14 protein-coding genes are annotated in these 17,997 nt (G+C 62.9%); 8 read left to right on the top strand and 6 right to left on the bottom strand.

Features of this window, described 5'->3' with window-relative positions; translation table 11 throughout:
* Positions 1-728: 728 nt before the first annotated feature.
* The 7 genes from C9F11_RS10330 (at position 729) to C9F11_RS47315 (ending at position 5,950) form a co-directional block, all read left to right on the top strand.
* A complete protein-coding gene (locus C9F11_RS10330; RefSeq protein WP_138958981.1) occupies positions 729-1,142 on the top strand; it encodes a hypothetical protein in 414 nt (137 codons plus the stop codon).
* An 80-nt stretch (positions 1,143-1,222) separates the two neighbouring features.
* The gene (locus C9F11_RS10325) at positions 1,223-1,411 is read left to right on the top strand and encodes a hypothetical protein (protein ID WP_138958980.1); all 189 of its coding nucleotides are present in this window, start codon (positions 1,223-1,225) and stop codon (positions 1,409-1,411) included.
* A gap of 11 nt (positions 1,412-1,422) precedes the next feature.
* Positions 1,423-2,790 carry a DUF3987 domain-containing protein gene (locus C9F11_RS10320; RefSeq protein ID WP_138958979.1) on the top strand — a complete coding sequence of 456 codons (1,368 nt, stop codon included), beginning with the start codon at positions 1,423-1,425 and terminating at the stop codon, positions 2,788-2,790.
* 10 nt (positions 2,791-2,800) lie between these two features.
* Positions 2,801-4,387 carry a hypothetical protein gene (locus C9F11_RS10315; RefSeq protein WP_138958978.1) on the top strand — a complete coding sequence of 529 codons (1,587 nt, stop codon included), beginning with the start codon at positions 2,801-2,803 and terminating at the stop codon, positions 4,385-4,387.
* A gap of 7 nt (positions 4,388-4,394) precedes the next feature.
* Entirely contained in the window at positions 4,395-4,652 is a 258-nt protein-coding gene (locus C9F11_RS10310; RefSeq protein WP_138958977.1) for a hypothetical protein, read from the top strand.
* A gap of 709 nt (positions 4,653-5,361) precedes the next feature.
* Positions 5,362-5,694 (top strand): Lsr2 family protein, encoded by a 333-nt coding sequence (locus tag C9F11_RS10305; RefSeq protein WP_138958976.1) that lies wholly within the window; start codon positions 5,362-5,364, stop codon positions 5,692-5,694.
* A gap of 79 nt (positions 5,695-5,773) precedes the next feature.
* On the top strand, positions 5,774-5,950 hold the full coding sequence (locus tag C9F11_RS47315; protein ID WP_171075692.1) for a hypothetical protein: 177 nt from the start codon (positions 5,774-5,776) through the stop codon (positions 5,948-5,950).
* Between the two features lie 2,001 nt (positions 5,951-7,951).
* Here the strand turns inward: C9F11_RS47315 and C9F11_RS10295 are convergent.
* Entirely contained in the window at positions 7,952-8,740 is a 789-nt protein-coding gene (locus C9F11_RS10295) for a peptidoglycan-binding protein (RefSeq protein WP_346347244.1), read from the bottom strand.
* A gap of 701 nt (positions 8,741-9,441) precedes the next feature.
* On the opposite strand from C9F11_RS10295, the gene C9F11_RS10285 reads away from it, so the two are divergent.
* Complete coding sequence (locus C9F11_RS10285; protein ID WP_138958974.1) at positions 9,442-9,627, top strand: hypothetical protein; 186 nt, start codon at positions 9,442-9,444, stop codon at positions 9,625-9,627.
* A gap of 52 nt (positions 9,628-9,679) precedes the next feature.
* Here C9F11_RS10285 and C9F11_RS10280 read toward each other — a convergent pair whose 3' ends face one another.
* From C9F11_RS10280 to C9F11_RS48575, 5 genes are read right to left on the bottom strand one after another with little or no spacing between them, the layout of a single operon-like run.
* The gene (locus C9F11_RS10280; protein WP_138958973.1) at positions 9,680-10,138 is read right to left on the bottom strand and encodes a glycerophosphodiester phosphodiesterase; all 459 of its coding nucleotides are present in this window, start codon (positions 10,136-10,138) and stop codon (positions 9,680-9,682) included.
* A 4-nt stretch (positions 10,139-10,142) separates the two neighbouring features.
* Positions 10,143-11,201: a hypothetical protein gene (locus C9F11_RS10275; RefSeq protein ID WP_138958972.1), complete on the bottom strand. Its 1,059-nt coding sequence runs from the start codon at positions 11,199-11,201 to the stop codon at positions 10,143-10,145.
* A gap of 1 nt (position 11,202) precedes the next feature.
* Entirely contained in the window at positions 11,203-12,441 is a 1,239-nt protein-coding gene (locus C9F11_RS10270; protein ID WP_138958971.1) for a siphovirus ReqiPepy6 Gp37-like family protein, read from the bottom strand.
* Positions 12,442-12,448: 7 nt separating this feature from the next.
* Positions 12,449-13,408: a phage tail domain-containing protein gene (locus C9F11_RS10265; protein WP_249401673.1), complete on the bottom strand. Its 960-nt coding sequence runs from the start codon at positions 13,406-13,408 to the stop codon at positions 12,449-12,451.
* A gap of 50 nt (positions 13,409-13,458) precedes the next feature.
* A complete protein-coding gene (locus C9F11_RS48575; RefSeq protein ID WP_171075691.1) occupies positions 13,459-17,997 on the bottom strand; it encodes a transglycosylase SLT domain-containing protein in 4,539 nt (1,512 codons plus the stop codon).

The raw sequence follows: 17,997 nt of genomic DNA, 5'->3' as shown, positions 1-17,997 counted from the left end.
TATGACGCCACGCGTAGGCGAGTGGCAACGACAGTACGCCTTCATGCTCAGGGAGGGGCGGGAGAATAATTGGATCCCCGCCCCGTTCAGGGAGTACACCGATAGAGTAAGGCTGTGGCCGCTCAGATAGGGGAGGCACGGAAATGGCGCGTCCAGTGGTCCGCACCTGGGTGAACAGGCGTACAGGGAAGCATACAAAGCGCATCACGGCCCAGGTTGTGCATCATCTGAGCTTGGACGATATGGCCAACGCTTTGTGTTCCGCGTACGCGCGCAACACGCCTGCGGAGGAGTTAGGGAGTCTTCCCGAAAGGCTTCCGATCACCCGCATAATGGAGGCGGTGCGGGAGCAGTACGAGACATACGGAACCAATGCAGTATGGACATGGTCAGACGACGCGCGCGATGTCGATCAGGAGACATGCCGGGGATGGGCGAAACGCGTTATCGTCGCGGCGTTGCCCGAGATGGCAGAGACTGAGTGATCTCCTACCAGACGGAAGGGCGGGGCAGAGGTGCCAGGTAAGGCGACGGGCGTAAACGTCATCTACAGATGCGAGGAGTGCAAGGAAGCATTCGTTGTCTATCAGGATTGGCCTTCTGGCGAGGAGCAAGTCACGCTCGACGCCCACGAGGAACACGAGGACTGCCCTGCGGAGTAGGGTGCGGTTCGGCAGCGTGCAGGGCGGCTTCTGGGGAGCCGTCGGCGGAGGGACGGGAGACAGGCAGTGATCAGCACGGCCAGAGCAGCGAATCAACAGGAAAGCGAAAGCGCCATCTTCGGCTCGGGAGCCATCGAGGCGTACTCATGGTGGGAGACGTGCGAGCCTGATGGTTGGGATTACGGCACCAATCGAGGGGCGCCTGACGGGTGGTCGTGGATCGTTCGAATGTACACGGATGTTCAGGCCCGCTACTGCGACGTCGAGGAACCGGGGCGGATTTCGCAACACAGGGTCACCCACGAGGACATCATGAGCGCTGCCCGCAAGATCAGAAGGAAGGATTTCCCGGCTGCCGACGCAGTGAAGCGGGGGAGTCGCGATCTCCTCTCCGATGCTGACGGGTGTATCGCCAGCATTGACGCGGGAGTTGCTGACACCATCCTTCAGGTAGCGGTCCTGGGACGCGTGCAGTACTGAGCTGAGTTCTTACTGGTTGGGCCCGATGCGCTACGGCGTATCGGGCCCTTTCCATGGGCACTTATGCCGAAGGAGGATTCATGGCAACGAAGACGGTCAGTCTCGACCTGTGCGACATCTGCCACGCGAACAGAAAGGAGGCAGAGGCGACGGACGAGATCACGTTCCGAGGCAAGAAGCATCTCCTGTGCAAGCCGCACGGGGACAAGATGGCTGATGAGCTGGAGAAGATTTGCACTCTGCCGAAGTCGGCGTACGAGGCCGCCTGAGAGGGGGAGCGATGGAGGAGTACGGCAGCATTGATGACATGGCGTACGGGGCCATAGGACATGCGGTGCGGCGAGCGATGCCGCACACGGAGGCCGATCCGGTCGGCGTCCTGGCTTCGCTGCTGGCCCTTTGGTCAGCCGCCGTGCAGGGGCACATAAGCCAGCCTCGTTCAGGCCGTCCCGCGGTCGTCTGGGCGGTCCTGGTAGGGCGATCTGGCACGGGGGCGAAGGGCGTCACGGCTGACGCGGCGTGGCGCCTAATGGGGCCGTCCTTGACGCGGTTCCTGTCCACTCGCGTGCGGGACTCGTTCAAATCGGGCGCCGCGATCGTGCAGAGCCTTGCGGAGCTGGAAGAGGACACGGAGAGGTCGGAACAGGGAGCCGACGGTCGGGCCCTTCTCTTCGAAGAAGAGTTGTCCCACACTCTGAAGGCGGTGAACAAGGACACCGATTTCGGCAGCACTCTGATTAAGGCGTGGGAGCGAAAGCGGATCTCGAACACGGTCAAGACCTCGAAGGGGAACGTTGAAACCGTGGTCCCCGCCCCGCTGCTGGGTCTCTATGCGCATATCCAGCCTGCTACCTTCCGCCTGGTGGCCAAGCCGCAGAGTGCAGCCAGCGGTCTCTTCAACCGCATGCTCTTCATTCGCGTGCAGTCATCACAAGAAATTCCGATTCCCCTCGAAGAGCGGGCGCCTTTGGAGGACGTAAAGCCAGCAACGGCACTGCGCGATGCCTACCGGTGGGCGACGAGCGAACCGCGCACCATGCATTGGTCGGCCAAAGCTGTAGCCCGTCTCAACGCCCTTCGGCCTGTCCTCCGCGCTGAGTTGGAGGCGACGCCGGAGGAAGTGAGCGTCTTCTACGAGAGGGCGTTCGAGCAGACGCTGAGGGTCGCTACGATCCTGTCGGCAGCGAACATGAAGGAGGAGATCAGCGGCAAGGCAGTTGATGCGGCAGCGGCCTTCGTGGGCTACGCAAACAGGTCGATCAAAGGAGTACTGGAGGAGGCACCGAAGCCGGGGCGTGTCCCGCGTCCCCTGGCCGACCTCATGGCGGATGCTCTCGACCGACACGGCGGAGAGATGACCGCTACCGAGATGCTGAGGGCAGTCGGCTCGCGCTTCGGCGCACAGCAGATCAGAGACGAGGCTGACAGGGATCCCCGGGTGACGTGGGAACGGGTATCGACCGGCAACCCGGGAACGAAGCCGATCATCTTCAGGTTGCTGTCCCAGTCGGCTCCTGGTCGGCCTAGTCTGAGGGTCGTCCCCGCCGCGTCGCTGGCTCCTCCAGCTCGACCGCCGCGGCCGCCGAAGAAGGGGGGCAAGGGCCCCTCCAGGGACCCCTATCGCATCGAGCTGGGGCACCTCGTCTAGGAAGGACCGCATGGCTGGACGTCTGCCCGCGCCGGGCAACAAGAGGCCCGAGCGGTACGGGGCGACTGTGTCACGAAGACTGCGCGCGGCTGGATGGCGCGTGTCCCCCTCTGCTGCCCGGCATCAGCGTGATGGCATCTATGTGAGGGCGGCAGGGGACTTCGTATCCGTCCTCATCGACCTGCCCGACCATGCCGCAGTAGGCGAGCGGATCGCGGGTGAGGTGCGCTCATGGGGGATGGAACCTGAGGTCAGCAACGATAGCCATGAGGGCATGACGTGGACGAAGGTCCGCTTCACATACAGGAAAGGCGAGCCGGTGGCATCCGAGCGGAGCGATAGGGAAGGCCCGCCGTACTTCGTCGACGTTGAGGGGCGAGGCCCGGTCCAAGTGCCGGAGGAGTTCGGCAGGCCGGTTTATCACGCTCTGTGGAAAGAAGAGATCGTAGGGTTTCTGACCCCTGACGAATTCCACAGCATTGACGTGATTCAGGAGATCCTCAAGGGGCTACCCGAGCCGAAGAAGCCAACTCGGCAGTCACCGGGCGAAGAGCAGCCGAAGAAGGCCGGAAAGCCCGATTTTGAAATCGTGCTTCCAGCGGAAATCATGGACGGGCTCCACGATATGGATTCCTTCCGCAATAATGATCCGGAGGAGGAAGCGGTCCTAGCTGCGGTGCAAGCTGCGGTGTACTCAGGGGTTGGTAGGAGGCGTAAAGCCAGACTTCGGGGACCTCACACGATCCTGTGCGAGATCCTGGATTATGTTGAGGGGCTTGTAGGGTTCCCTGACCGTTCCATTTGGGAAGAGTACGACATCTCTGATGATCGGGTCTGGGAGGTGGTAGAGGCCGCCAATGAGTACCTAGAGAAGCAGAAGGCTGACAGGGTCATCAACCGGTACTCGCTCTGCCTCACCGAAGCAGACTGGGGCGCCCTGTGTGCGGTCCCTACGGAGATGTGGCGGCGAGCCAGGGGCGAGGCGAACCGCGCGGCCCGCGACCGCATCAACCAAGGGCTCATGGAGGCCAAGGCCACCCAGGAGGCTGAGGGCGACGCTCTGCGGTACGTGCTGCACCTGTCGAAGGGCGACTTCGCCCGGCTGGTGGATGCAGCGGGCGCCAAGCTCCCAGAGATCGACAAGGATCGCGCGGCGCACATCACACAGGAGATTGCGAAGGCCTACGAGGGGCGAACAACCAAGGCGGAAGAAGCGGGGCAGGACGCGGAGGCCACTGAATATCAGGGCGACGGGGAGCGGACTGGCAGTCTCAACGGCCGCTTGCTGACCGTCTATGACGGATCTCGTCGCCTGTGCGTCGTTGAGATCTGGGCGGGTGTGACTGCGGACGAAGTGACGAAGCTCGTCAACTTCCCAGAGTCAGCTCTCAAGTCCTTGGCCGCAGCCGAAGTCACTCTGAAGAATGGCCAGTTGATCGTTCCGAGTGGACTGGTGGGAGAAGTTCGGAGCGCAGGGCGTACGTGGGCGGGGCCGCCGTCACGGGCTGCGAGAGAGCTCCGCCAGCGTGTTGCTGAAGCGCTGGACATCGACATAGAGGCGGCACGGGACGTGATCCGGCAACTGAAGGAGATGTGAGAGCGGAATGGCAGAAGCGGCGATTGTCCAAGGGCATGAAGGGGATTGGTGCATCGACAGCGGTAGCGGCCATGCCTGCGAGGGCCCTGTCACGGGACAGCCGTCGCACGCTGGCACCGGCACGATCATCTACCACTGCGAGGCGGGCCATAGGGCCGCCGACGAGCACGCCCGCCAGGTCCAGGAGCGCTACCCGGATTCGCCGGTCCCACCGCCCGGCTTCGACCCGACATATGCCGGAGAGCGCTGGAACGAGGATGACTGACCCTGTCGTAGACGACGAACCGGAGCCTCCACCCCGGGGCGTACTCGATGAGGAGACGGGGCAGATCCGAGTCCTCTCGGACAAGTGCGCCACGTGCATTCTCCGGCCAGGGATAGCGCACGACCAACGAGCCGTGAAGCGGGTAACACGTGCCGCCAGCGACAAGGGCGGCTGGGTGACGTGCCACGAGACGATGCCGTACGGGCCATATCCGGACTTCGGAGAAGCGGTATGCCGTGGATACTTCAATCAGTACTTGGATCGCGCGTGGAGGCTTCAGACCGTCTTGAGGCTCTTCGGCATGCTGGAGGTCGAGCCGCCTCTCGATCCGCGGAAGCGGGATTCCCGCTAGCGGACCTACCTTGCCTCTGAGATGATCCCCCAAATCGCTTGGGGGGTCACCGAGTTGAAGACGGAAGAGCACGCCATACGGGAGAGCGCGAAGCGGGAGACGGAGCGGGCAGGATCCTTATGGTTCGCCTGCGGCGCCGTCTGGCTCATCGCGACATCGGTCCTCAGGGACACACCAGTACTCGGCACCGTCATGTACTGGGGCATCTACGTGGGAGCAGTCCTAGCGACCGTGCTCCTCATACGGGCAATCGTGCTGATCCAGCGTCGAGCCGATCAGCAGATAAGGGCCCTCAAGAGACCTGGTGATCTGTAGGTCACCTATCATCAGCGAACACTTTTCGAGGAAGGCACCACCATGGCACAGCGCGTTGAAATCAAGCTGATCGATGACCTCGACGGCAAGACGGCCGACGAGACCGTGACGTTCGGCCTGGACGGTCGGCAGTACGAGATCGACCTCAGCACCAAGAACGCCGACAAGCTCCGCGGCCTCCTGGAGCAGTACGTCACGAGCGGCCGGAAGACGGGCAGCAGCCGGGGCACGAAGACGGCTGCGGGCAAGGGCAAGGGCGGCAACCAGGACACGGCAGCAATTCGTACCTGGGCGAAGGAGAACGGCTTCGAGGTCAACGACCGCGGCCGTGTCCCGGCGAACATCCGTGAGGCCTACGAGAAGGCCAACGGCTGACAGCGAGCACCAGGACCAGGAGGGCCCGCACTCCGGATTGGGGGCGGGCCCTCACCATACGCATTCCGTGGGAGCAGCAGTGCACACCTATGTAGTGCTCTTTCGAGACGGCAGCCAGCGCGAAGTTGAGGCGAAAGGGTTCGAGCTTGAGGAGCACGGAGTGAGGTTCTGGGGCAGGAGGAACAGCCAACAGCCGCACTCGTTCGTCGCGTTCGTTGCCTACGAGGCCATGAACATGTTCGAGCAGAGGAAGTAGGGGCCGCACGGATGGCTGATGTGTACGAGTGTGGGCACTGCCAGAGTCAGCACACGACGTACGGGGACATCGCTCACCTCTTCTGCGGCTGCTCAGGGACCGTCCATCTTGCCTGCGAGCCTCGACCTGCTGCCCCCGGAACACCGCCTCCGCAGGACTGGCCGACCTACCTAGCGTGGACGGCGTAGCGGAAGATGGCCCACACGTTCGTAGGGTCGTTCACCACCTAGCAGTGACCAGCTCGACGACGAGCACCAGGAGGCCCGATCCCCGGACACAGGGGGCGGGCCTCCTGTACATCTGACGGCACTGGGCCAGGCAGGCAACAGGCCCCTGCACTGAGGAAGCCAAGGTGAAGGTGGATACAACCGGAGATGACATGAAGCTGTGCCCTCGATGCCTCGGCCCTCTCCTCGAACCCGGAGAGGACGTAGGCGCGCGGTCCAGGGTGGCAAAGATCGAAATCTGTAGCGAATGTGGCGAGCACGAGGCGGCGCGGGACGCATTAGGTAAGCCCCCCATCGGTCCGGATGAGTGGCCCGTCGACATGCCGCCTCGTGTGGGGCGCTGAGGCGTCTGACGGTGTGCACCCGTCATCGAGCACCAGCAGAGGAGCTGTTCGACGTGGATGTAATGCTGAGCTTCTACCACAAGAACCCGTCAGGAGATGGGTATATCGATCTCGGGTGCGCTCGGGTCACTCTCGCCACAGAGAGCGGACTCACGGAACGGTTTGCGCGAAAGGCCATGTCGGCTTTTGCGAGCGAAGCGATTCCGCGGCACGAGAACGCGCCCAATCCGTATGACCCTTCCAAGGTGGTAATCTCGGGGACCTTCGGAGATCTGGGAACGCTCTACGTGGACGGCAACGGCACACCGCAGGAACGAGTTTAGGAAATTCAAGAGGAGAGTCTGTGTCCCTCTACAATTACGACGGCCGAGTAGTCTGCAAGCGGTGCACGTACCCATTCCTGGCCTGGGTGAAGTCGAAGAGGACTGACCGTTACTACCTGTGCCACCTAGATGCTACAAGGCATGGAGGCCCCGGTGGAGGTAGTGACTACGTCGCGCCAGTTCCGTACAAGCCACACACAGCCGAGGTGTGCGAGAAGTTTCAGGAACTTGTGTCTAGCGGCCGAGCGCATTGGGACGTGGAACGGTCGCGCACGGAGTTAGCTGAAAGGCAGTGACCGAAACGCAAAGAAGCCCCCTACCCGAAATGGGTAGGGGGCTTTCGTGTTTTCAGGGAGTCAGGCATGCGGCGGACGGGGTGGCTCCTGGTCCGATAGACTGACGCCACCTCCCACCCGCGCTGGAGCCGCTTGCCGGGGCTCTCTCGGACCTGGACCACGCGGGACGGCAACATGCCTGACGGTGGGCCTCCGGGCCACTGTGGACGCGCGAAGCCCTCAGGCGAGGCAGGCCCCCGGCTGGCTAGCTACCAGCCGGGGGCTTTCGCATGTTCAGGGCTCGATCACCAGTTGGTGTCCGGCGGCACAGCCAGCGCCGCAGCCGTCTTGGTGTCCTCGTGCCGGGCCGCAGCCACACCGGTACCGAGAAGGGCCGCAGCAGCCGCGGCAAGGGCCTTCCAGTCGATGTCTGGCCAGATGATCGGCAGGGAGATCAGAACCGCGGACAGGATGGAATGGAGCCGGACAGCATGGGCAGAGATGAAGTCAGTGATAATGATTCATCACTCCTTGATGTGAGTTAACTGATGGAAGGTGCATAGTGCAGATCAATCGAGAGTCGTTTCCGGGCGAGTTGGCGGAACCGGGCAGTCTCTTTTTCTCAATCACTCTCAGAATCCCGTCAGGCTTTGAGAGTGCTTCGGAACTCCATGGCTCGCATGGAACGCTCACTCCGGGAAATGGGCAGAGCACGCACGACATCTATCTGTCCTTGGTGCAAATGGTTCTTGAGAACGCTGGAGTACCCGCAGGCGTTGGCTGGTATTGCGATAACTTCAAGTTGATGAGCAACGATCCGACAAGGCTGTAACTAGCTGAACAGGCGACGCCACGTCTCACGGCCTGGGTATCCGTCGGCGTCGCTGCCAGACCATCCCTGGTCGTGCTGGAAGGCGCGTACTGCGGCTCGGTCGACGCTCGTCCACGTCGGGCCTGGGCCCTCGGCATAGAAGCGGCCGTAGCCGCGCTGCACGAGCCGCTTGCCGAGCTGGGTCACGTACTTGTTTCTGGCGCCTGGACGGAAGTACGCGGCGCCGGGGAAGGGGCCGGGCTTCGTCGGCGGCTTGGGCTTCGGCTTGTCCGGCTTCGGCTTCGTGGGCGGCTTGCCGCCCGGCTTGAGGGCCGCCTTCACGTCGGCCCGCACCGCGGCCATGTCCATCATGTGGCCCGGCTTGTAACCCGGATCCCACTTGCCGGGAGAGCCCCACTCGCCATGCCCGATGACGGACTTCTCCGACCAGCCGTGGAAGTCGCAGACAGCAGCAGCAAGCTTGAGCAGCGTCCTGTACTGAGCGTCAGACATCCGGTGAGAGCCTGAGTACCAGATCTCCACACCGTAGAAGCGGGCGTTGCCGTCGACGCTCGACTCGTTGTCGGCCGGAGGGTTCTTGCCGTAGTCCTCGTTCTGAACTGCCCGGAGAACGTCAGGGTCACCGGAGCCAGCATGATTCGCCCGGCCCCAGCCGATGAGGTGAACGGTGCCGTCCTGGTCGAGCCCGAAGTGGCAGAGCGGGCCCGGAAGACCGCTGATGCCCTCGTAGAGCATCGCTCGCTGATCGTCGGCGTCAGAGCCCGTGTGGTGGACCATGAAACCGTTCACGGGCCCCCAGGAACCCTTGTGATTCCGATTGTGGGATGCCCAGGATCGGAACTCCTTGAACGGAACTCCGAACTTGCGGAGCTGGGCCTTTATCTGAGCAGGTGTCATCGGTGTGGCCATTAATCCTCCGAAGAGTCATCCGTCAGTCGCACGACAGCGAGACGGGCAGGGTCAAGAGAAGTAAGAAGAGTTATGAGCCGGGCATTCTCGGCTTCAATACGGGCTAGGCGAGCCTTGATCTCGTCGAGGTCACCAGCAAGGCGATCGGCCCTCTCCTTCTGGGCTTCGGCTTCTTCGCGCCATACGCGTGCGGCGCTCGTTCGGAAGGAAGCGAGAACGACGACGGCCGCGGCAGTGACAGAGGCGAGGGCGGCAGAGGTCGACAGGATCTGAGCGAAGGTCATAAGCCTCCGAGGGCATAGAAAATGCGGCCCTCAGGGCTGTAGCCTGTGGCCGCATCGTTTGGCAGGGAAAGGGGAGCGTGATGAGCGAAGTCGAGAACGCTCAAGAGGGTCTTCGTAAAGCAATTCGGAAGGAGGCGGCTCAGGAACTCCACGGACTTACGGAGACAGCTGGGCGAACTAACGCCCCGGGCTTGTGGCTCGCAATCAAGACGCTCGACCCGCCTCAGGACACGTTCGGGGACAGCGAATGATCGAACAGGCCCTCATAGAGCGGCAGTTGAGTGCTAGCGTCCTGCCATGCTGAGCGTTGAGCGTTACGAAGTAAGCGGAGAGCAGTGGAATGAGAAGTGGGGGCATCACTTTGAGGTGAGGCGCGTGAACAGCCGTGGCACACAGACCGTGGTGCACCGGTACAAGGGCCAGGCCCGCGCTGACCGGGTCTGTGAAGCGCTCAATGAACTCAAGGACGGCGAACTCTTGTAGGGCGCCTACCGGACTGCCCCCGAGTCAGCCTCACCCCGTGACGGCTGGCTGACTACTCCGCAGCCGTCTGCGGAGGCTTCGTCTGGCAGGGGCAGAGCGGGAGCTGCGAGGCCGGGACACGGCCGTTCTCGTCGAGCTGGGCGAAGCCGAGCGGTCGGCCCATGCGGGCCTGGATCGCCTCGACGGCCGCCGTGGTGGAGCCGTGAGGGTCCGCCGCGGCCTGGTGCTCGCTGAGCCTGTCTGCGGTGTCCGTGGCGACTAAAGCCACCCGAGCCCCACCGAAGTCGACCCACACCCGTGTCTTGCTCTCCGGCCCGTAGAAGGCCGGGAGCATGCCCGCGGAGTCGGCTACGAGCTGCTGCATGGGGGCGCCGTCGAGCGCCAGGAGGTCAGTGATCTGAGTGGCGCCCTCGCCGGGGCCAGTCCAGACGGTTCCTGTCGCCCCGGGGACACGTACGCCAGAGGCGTCCTCAGCAACGTCGGCGGCCGTGCCGCCGTAGAGATGCCGCATGCGCCTACTCCTTCAACTCGTTGGCTTCGAGGACGCCGGAGATGCTGTACGTCGACTTCGCGGGGAAGCCGCGCAGACCATCAAGGCCTTCGCTGGGCGTCTTGTTGTTGGGCGTGTGGAGGAGAAGAGTCGAAGTTCCTGGTTCCGTAGTCGCCGTCACCGAAATCATGTTGGGCAAGTTGCCGGAGAGGTCAGGATTCGACATATAGCCGTGCAGGACCTGAATTCCCCGGGGATTGCACTTCCTTGGCAGCGTCACACCGACTCGCCATTCGCCGCCCTTCACCATCGCTCCCTGATCAAGCGAGTTCCGAATGGTGATCTGGAACCACATGACGTTAGGAGCGATCCAGCGCCATCGCCCGACTCGGTCGGCGCTTGGGAGCTGGAAGCTGGTGTTGATGGTGCTCGGGGTGTACGTCTCCGACTTGCCCAGGTGCCGAGTCACGGCGTAGCCGTCGTGTCCGTGCCAGGCTTCCTGCTGGCCACCGTCGTTGTTCGCATCGAGGTCGTAGGCGAGTGTGTTCCGCGGGACCAGAAGGGCGCTGTCCTCGGCTCCCCATGGGTACGCCACCGGGGCGGGCATTGCGAAGGGGCCCCGCCGCGTGACCGTGACGGCGCCGTTGGCTGCGGGGACGTCGACGGCCCACAGGGGCGTTTCCCAGATGGCACCGCGGACCTGAGTGGGGCGGGGCTCGGTCGGCGTGGCCGACTCAACGCCCTTGAGGACGGCGAGCCTTGCCGCTGACTGGGCCATGTCCAGCCGGATCACGATCAGGTCCTTCCGGGCCTTCGTCGTCGTCTCCGCGATGTCGAGAGAGACCGTCGCGGTAGAGCGGTAGTAGAAGCCGCCGACCCACGCAGCTCCGCTCCGGACTTGGACCTGGCGGCCGTTGACGACGGCCGCGGAGAAGGGGAGGTCTGTCGGGCTCGGGCCCGTCAGCCGGTAGTCGATGCCATCAGGAGCCCACCGCACGGCCATGTCTTGCCACTGCGTCTGAGAGACGACAGCCGTGCCGCCGCTCGAATTACTCGCATCAAAGGGGTAACTGGATTCTGCCAATTCACATCCTCGCTTCTAGGCGCCGTAGTTTGCGTTGCATCTCGTAGACGACCTTGTAGAGGTTCAGCGGTTCGCCGGTGCCCTGCTGGCCAATCTTGGGAGCGACGTCGTTCGTGTTTCCGGCATCATCAACGGAGATCACAACCTCGCGAACGATGTCGCTGTACTCGGTCCCGTCGACAGCTACCGTCACCTTGTCGCCAACGAAGTAGTCGCGGCCGAACTGGCAGAACTCTGTATCGATTGGATAGATCTGAAAGTTGCCGTTTCGCTCGCCCTCGCGGAGAGCGTCGGTCGCGGCCTCCTTGAGGGTGGCCAGAGCAGATTCATAGTCCTCGGCCGTCATCGAAGCCTCGGCCCTGACTGGCTGACCTGATTCCCGGTCCGCCTTCAGCGCGATGTCACGGCGGTCTACGAACTGCTCTATGCTCAGGCCCCATTCGGCCTCAGACTCCTTGTCGATCGTCTGCGATACGTAGCGCCCCTGCTGCTCTCCGGCACAGCCGATGATGGCCCGCGTTACCTTCGGTGCGCTCAACGTCCAGATGTATTCGCGGAGATTCCCTAGCTCGGGGGAGAAGCGGACCTCCTTGGACCGGTCCCGCGGAGCGAAGATCTCGACGTCTATTCGTTGCGTCTCGGGGTTGTAGATGAAGCGGTGCGCGGCGCTGCGCTTCTCGCCCCACTGCTCCAGGACCTCGCCCACAACGTCCCACTGAAGGACGGCCCCGAAGCGTCTACCTGAGCCGACTGACGCGTCATTCAAGATGACGTTCCCGATCCTCCGATCCGGCAGAGCACCGGCCCCGAGGCAGCTGAGGAGTTCCTTGTAGATGGCGTTCCCGACCGTCGGTTCATAAACCATGCGACGGGCGAGCCGGCTCAGGTATTGCTGATTCACTGGCTTGGTGGGATCCGGGAAAGCCAGACGCCTATAGGCCAAGGTGTTATGGCACTTACCGGCGATGTACAGAGAACCGGGTCCCGTGTGCTGGACCTTGGTCCAGTACTTCTGAAAGGTGTCGACCTGGCCGGACAGGATCGGGCGCGTTACGCCCTCCTGCCAGATGGCTATGCCGCCCCCTTTCTCGATGAGGTCTGACTGAGTCGTGCCGTCCTTGATGAGGATCTGCCAGGACCCTTCCTGACGGAGCTTCACCGTGAAGTCGAGTGAGATCCATTCATCAATCTCGCCTACCCGCCTCAAGTCCTTGTCGAAGACCTCGACTCGGTATCCCATGGACCCCCTAAGCGTAAGTGGCGTATCTCGGTGTGAAGTTCAGAGTCACCGATGCCTTTCCGGATCCGGTGACGACGGACAGCTGCGGTGCATTGCCTCCGGATTCGAGAGGCCAGAAGGTGGGGTTCGTGTCCAGCTTGGCCCAGTAGTTGACTCCGCGGTCGTCGGCGACGGTCTTCCGGCCGGGGCGCGTATCGATGGTCAGCGTCCGGCCTGAGGGGACGATGTCGGAGCCATCGGCGGGAGCCGTGGCCTTGATGGCGGAGACCTCCCCCGGTGCGCTCTCAGTGCTGAGTTTGAAGCTCTTGATGGGCCCCTTCAGTCGCCAGATGGGCCACGCCTCGATGTCGCCCGGGTTGTCGACGAAGTAGTAACCGTCACCAAGAACGCCATCAGCAATCCTCATGGGAAAGAAGGGCTTAGTGGGGCTCAGCAGTGGATCACCCTCACCGAAGAGGAAGCGTTTCGATATCTCCCGCTCGTCGTAGTACCAGGGATCCATCGCAACGAATGTGAGCCCGTACTTCGACCATGTGAAACCGGAAGAGTCGCCCTCGGCGCCTTCCATGCCGCCCTTGTAATAGGCAGTCAGGAGGCGGGTCGAGTTGTCGCCTTCAGTGAATCGCAGGACGCATGGACCTGCTTTCGGGTTCAGCTCCTTGAAGAGTCTGCGCTTCAGCGCATTGATTGTGGGCCGGTCGATTCCGTGGAGATAGACCGGGATCATGACCTCTCGTGCTGAAGCACGGGCAGATCGGAAGATCGAGCCATCGAGGCCGGGGCTGTCATCGGAGAAGAGCCCGAAGGGCGGGGCGTCGAGCCCCGTGGCCCCTGGCAGCATGATGGCCTGTGGCCACGCCGAGCTGCCGGAAGCGGTGAGGGGCAGCTCCCACCCCTCACCACCTCTCCCTGTGATGGTGACCTGCGTGCGGCTCCAGGCCTCCGGCTCCGGCGGCTCGTCGACCATGGGGCCAGGAGCTGTGGGACGAGCTGTCACCGGTATGGGCATGCGACCTCCTACAGGGGCGAGTGCAAGGCCTCGGCCTGCCGGAGAGCCCTCATGACGGCCTGAGGCGTCGGCTCATTCCGAGCCTCATGGACATGGATTTCAATGGGACGGCCGGAGAAGAGAGCGTTCGTCTCTTCGTTGGTGAAGACCCTTTGTCCGCCGCGGCCGAAGTCCACCAATTCGGGGCCACGTTCGCCCACCAGGGCGAGGCCGGGCGAGGCACTGAGTGTGCCGTTGGCGTAGCCCTTGTTGCCCGCGAGAATCGACAGCCAGCGAGAGCCATAACGGTCTCGTGCGTAGTTCACTCCGGCGTATACGTTGGCGAACGGATCAGTAGCGACTCCGTACATCTGAGGCTTCGTTCCGCGGAAGGGTCCCGCATAGCGGGCGAAGGTCGGCCCAATCACCTGCATGAGGCCAACGGACGGGTGTCCTGACTGCCAGTTGATATCCCACTTGTTGACTGCGTTCGGATTACCGGCTGACTCGAAGCCAATCCGGTAGAGCACCGTGCCCTTGGCCGACTGCGGGAGCCTCAGTGCCGTAAGGACTCGGGACACGACGGGCGCCCATCTCTGAGCGCCCTTGCCCTTACCGGGAGCTGAGAAGCCACCCCCGAAAGAGGTGTCCACGTCAGCCTTTACCTTGGCGCCCTTGTCGAAGTCGAAGAGCCCCTTAGTGACTGGCATCGATTCTTCAGCAGTGCTCATGAACTGGTCGAAGACGCGACCCGCATAGGCCTTGGGGGCCTCGCGGATGTCCTTGACCGTCTGAACCATGCCGATCAGCGAGTTGTACGAGTCAGAGACAACGTCACTGATGTCATCGAAAGAGTCCGAGAAAGCTTCAAGCGGGTCACTGGTGACTGCATCCCAGATCGCACCAGCACTGTCCTTGATTCCGCTGAACAGGTTCTCGAAGACCTTGCCCAACGTCTTCGCACTGAAGACGTGACCAAGGAACCGATTGCCTCTCTGGACAACGTTCCCGGAACCTCGCCAAACATCGTCCCAGAAATACTCGCCTAGGACGGGACTCAGTGACCCTCCGAGAACTCCGGCAGCTTGACCGGCCAGTGTTGGCGTCCTCTTGAGGAGCGCGAACACGTCCTTGGTAAGCCAGCCGTACATGCCCTTGAAACGGCCAGCAGCGACCGAGCCGCCGTAGCGGGCCGAGCCGTCGCCCGTCGAGAGAATGCCGCCCTGCACACTGCCCCCGAGAGGGTCAGACGTGCCGTCCATCGTCATCGTCTGGGCCATGGCCTTGCCGATTGGCGCGATGTTCTGGAGCTCGATCAGCTCCTTGATTCGGTCCAAATCGATCCGGCCACCGCCACCGCTCGTACCGCGAGCGTGACGGCTGATCTGGCCTCGAATGGCCATAGCGTTCCAGGCGTTAATTGTCCCTTCGCCGATGGCGTTGGTGACCTCAGGCCTGAGAACAGCCTCACCGGGGGACAGGACGGCCGGAATGGAGTCGACCCATGGTGAGTAGCCCGGCAGCACGCTCGTCACGTCAGACGTACGCATAAGACCGCCGCGGGCGCGGCCCTTCTTCTTCCCCTTTCCGTTCCCGCCCCCGCCTCCTCCGGGGGACTTCCTAGAGATGCTGCCGAGTGCCGAATCGAGCCCGTCAGCCTCTGACTTGGCATCCCGAAGGTTTTCCTCCAGAGATTTCACATGCTTGTTGAGGCGAGTCAGAGAACGGTCGGACAGCGTCTTCAAACGGCCGTTGAGGGACGAGGTGTTACCGGCTGTGCCGACTACCTTCGAGGTGTCCTTAGCAGACGATGTGACCTTGTCGAACCATTCCCGCAGCGGTCGAAGTGACTTCCCCTTAAGGGTGTTCACGGCCTCGCTCGTGCCCTTAACGGCCTTGGTCGTTCCGCTCGCCGTGGTCGTCGTGTCCTTGAACTGAGTGCGAACCGAAGACAATGACTTTCCGTTGAGCGTCTTCACCGCATCAGAAGCCTTGCCTGTTTGGCTCTTCAGGGTCTCGACACGCTTCGTCGTCGTCTCGACTTGCTGCACCCGGAGAGAACCTAGGCGCCGGTCATTGAGGCGCTGCACTTCCGCGGCCGCGTCCTTGACTGCCGAGGTGAGCCGGTCGGCCCTTTCCTTGGTCTGAGTCAGCTCCTGGTCGAGCTGGTTCAGGGGGAGGTTGTTGAGCCGCTGGCCCGCCTGCCTGACGTTGGTCAGAGCGCCCTGGGCCTGGGTCGCGGCTCCCTGCACGGAGTTGGCGCCGTTACCCGCGAGGGCCTGCGCGATCTGCCGCATGGACTCGCGGTTGACCTCACGCAGCTCGTCACGGAGTTCGGCCGCTTCCCTGCGAGCCGCCTCGATCTGGTCCTCAAGCTCACGGATCTGACGGCGCTGGCCATCCTGGTTCGAATTACGGCCCAGGACGCTGTCCCAGGCGCGTCGGCCTGGTCCGCGGTCGTCTCCGCCGCGCTGCTGTGTCCGCTGCTGGCGGTAGGCGTCTCGACCTGCCTGCCGCACGTCGGAGCGTGAGCCGCCCGCCTGCCGTGCGTCCCGTCGCGCAGCAGTTCGGGCCTGCCGTTGTGCGGCAACGTTCCGAGTGCCGGACGCTGCACGGGCCGTACCGCGGACCAGAGCAGCCGCAGGAGACAGCAGGCGGCCGATGATGCCGACGACTTTGCCGATCACCTTCGACAGCAGGCCTACGGCCAGGATCAGCGGCCCCCATTCCAGAAGGAATTGGGAGATGCCCGCAATCAGTTCCGTGATGACGGGGTTGCTGCGAATCAGATTGGCGATGCTGTCAATTACCTTGATGAAACGCTGGATCGAGGCGAGGAAGAAACCGAGGAACTTTTCAATGTCCGGCCCGTACTTCTTACCAAGGGCTTCGACCTGGTCTAGGATCCCGCCCTTGCCCGCGAGCTTGTTGCCGAGGTCGGTGTAGCGGTACTGGCCGTCCTTGCCCTCTTCGGCGAAAAGGTTGCCAAGCTCGAATACTGCCCGTTCCTTGAGTTGCTGAACACGACCCGTGATCGTCTGGTTGGTTAGCTTCTCGGCATAGCCGACAGAGCCCTGACGCTTGGTTCTTCCAGGGTACTTCTCCGGATTCCAGTAGTTGAGAAGGGAATCCACGATCTCAGTACCCGATACGCCCGCCTTCTGTCCGGGCTTCGCCTTGTTCGCCGGAGTGCCGACGACCTTCCAGAATTCCTGACTGCTCTTGAAACCGAGGAGTTGGGCAAGTTCGGATGCCGGGATGCCGGAGGATGCGGCAAGTTGTTTGAGGTTCCTCGTCGGCGCTCGGTCCAGATCCAGGATGTGGTCAATGGCGTAGAGCGAGCGTCGGAACTGCTCCGGGTCCAGATTGCCCGCACGAGCCGAAGAGTCACCGATAGCGAAGATGAGGTCTGTTGCCTTGCGTGCTGCCTTGTCGGCGGCATTGGTTCTCTTCGACCCGCCCATGTACCAGTTCTTGTCTGCACCAGCGACGGACCGAATGAGCTTGGTCTGATACTCGTGAATGGCATCAATCGAGTAAGGGGTGTTGATCGCGTACTGCTGTGCTGCCCTCAACTGGTCAGCAGAGGCCCGCTTTGAAACACCGGCTGCGCTAAGACCGAGCTGGCCGAGGATGCGTTTGTCGGCGTTCGTAACGCCGATCGTGGCGAGGGCAGTTCCGGCAGTAGCCAGAGGGGCCAGGAAACGGGTGGTGAGGATATTTCCGGCCTCATTGATGCTTTGGCCAACCTGATCAAACCAGGTGCCGACCCGCTTGATTCCAGTACCGGCGCGGGTGAAGAACGTAGCCGTGGTTGAGTCAGTGTCAGCGATGACTCGGCGGGCCGTACGGATCTGATTCCGCAGGTCGGCTATACGCCTCTGCTGGGCCCGAATGCTGTCCTGGATCCGGGCCCGCTCCTCGGCGGCCTGGCGCCGGATCTCGGCTATCTGAGCCTGTGTGGCTGCGCGTTGAGCAGCTACCTGCTGTCGCAGCGCCTCGCGCTGGGCCTGAAGCTGAAGGCGGGCCTGACGCTGCACTTCCTGAGTGCGCTGCCGCTCGGCACGCTCATGCGCCCTGCGGGCCTGCTCCTGGAGGCGGATACGCTCGCGCTCCAGGCGCTCGGCGGCCCGCTCCCGATCACGGGCAGCCTGCTCCTCCTGGCGCACGGTCTGAGCGAGGGCTCGACGCGTGGCCGCGGAGGTCTCAGACAGGAGTCGTTCCTTGCGCTCCTCGGCCTGCCGAAAGGCCCGGAAACGCTTGGTGACTTCGTCCCCGTATTCCTTCGTCAGCCGCTTCTCGATGCGCTTCAGCGTCTTCTCGGAGTCAAGGGCCTCGCCCTCAACCGCTTTGGCGCCCTTCTTAGCCTGTTTGGCTACCTCTCCGGGAAGCTGAGCCAGGCCCGACTTAGCCGCCTTAGATATCTCCTTGCCAGCAGCAGCACCAGCCTTCTGAAGCTCTGCGACGAGTTGCCGACGAAGCTTCGCCATGTCCTGTGCGGACAGCTTTGGTGAGACCTCGATGAGGCCTGTGCCTACTCGAATGGGGAGACGGCCCTCAGTAGCCAT

The organism is Streptomyces sp. YIM 121038, from assembly GCF_006088715.1.
Taxonomy (GTDB): Bacteria; Actinomycetota; Actinomycetes; order Streptomycetales; family Streptomycetaceae; genus Streptomyces.
The sequence above is the reverse complement of the archived record's forward strand: the minus strand, read 5'-3'. Positions and strand labels throughout refer to the sequence as shown.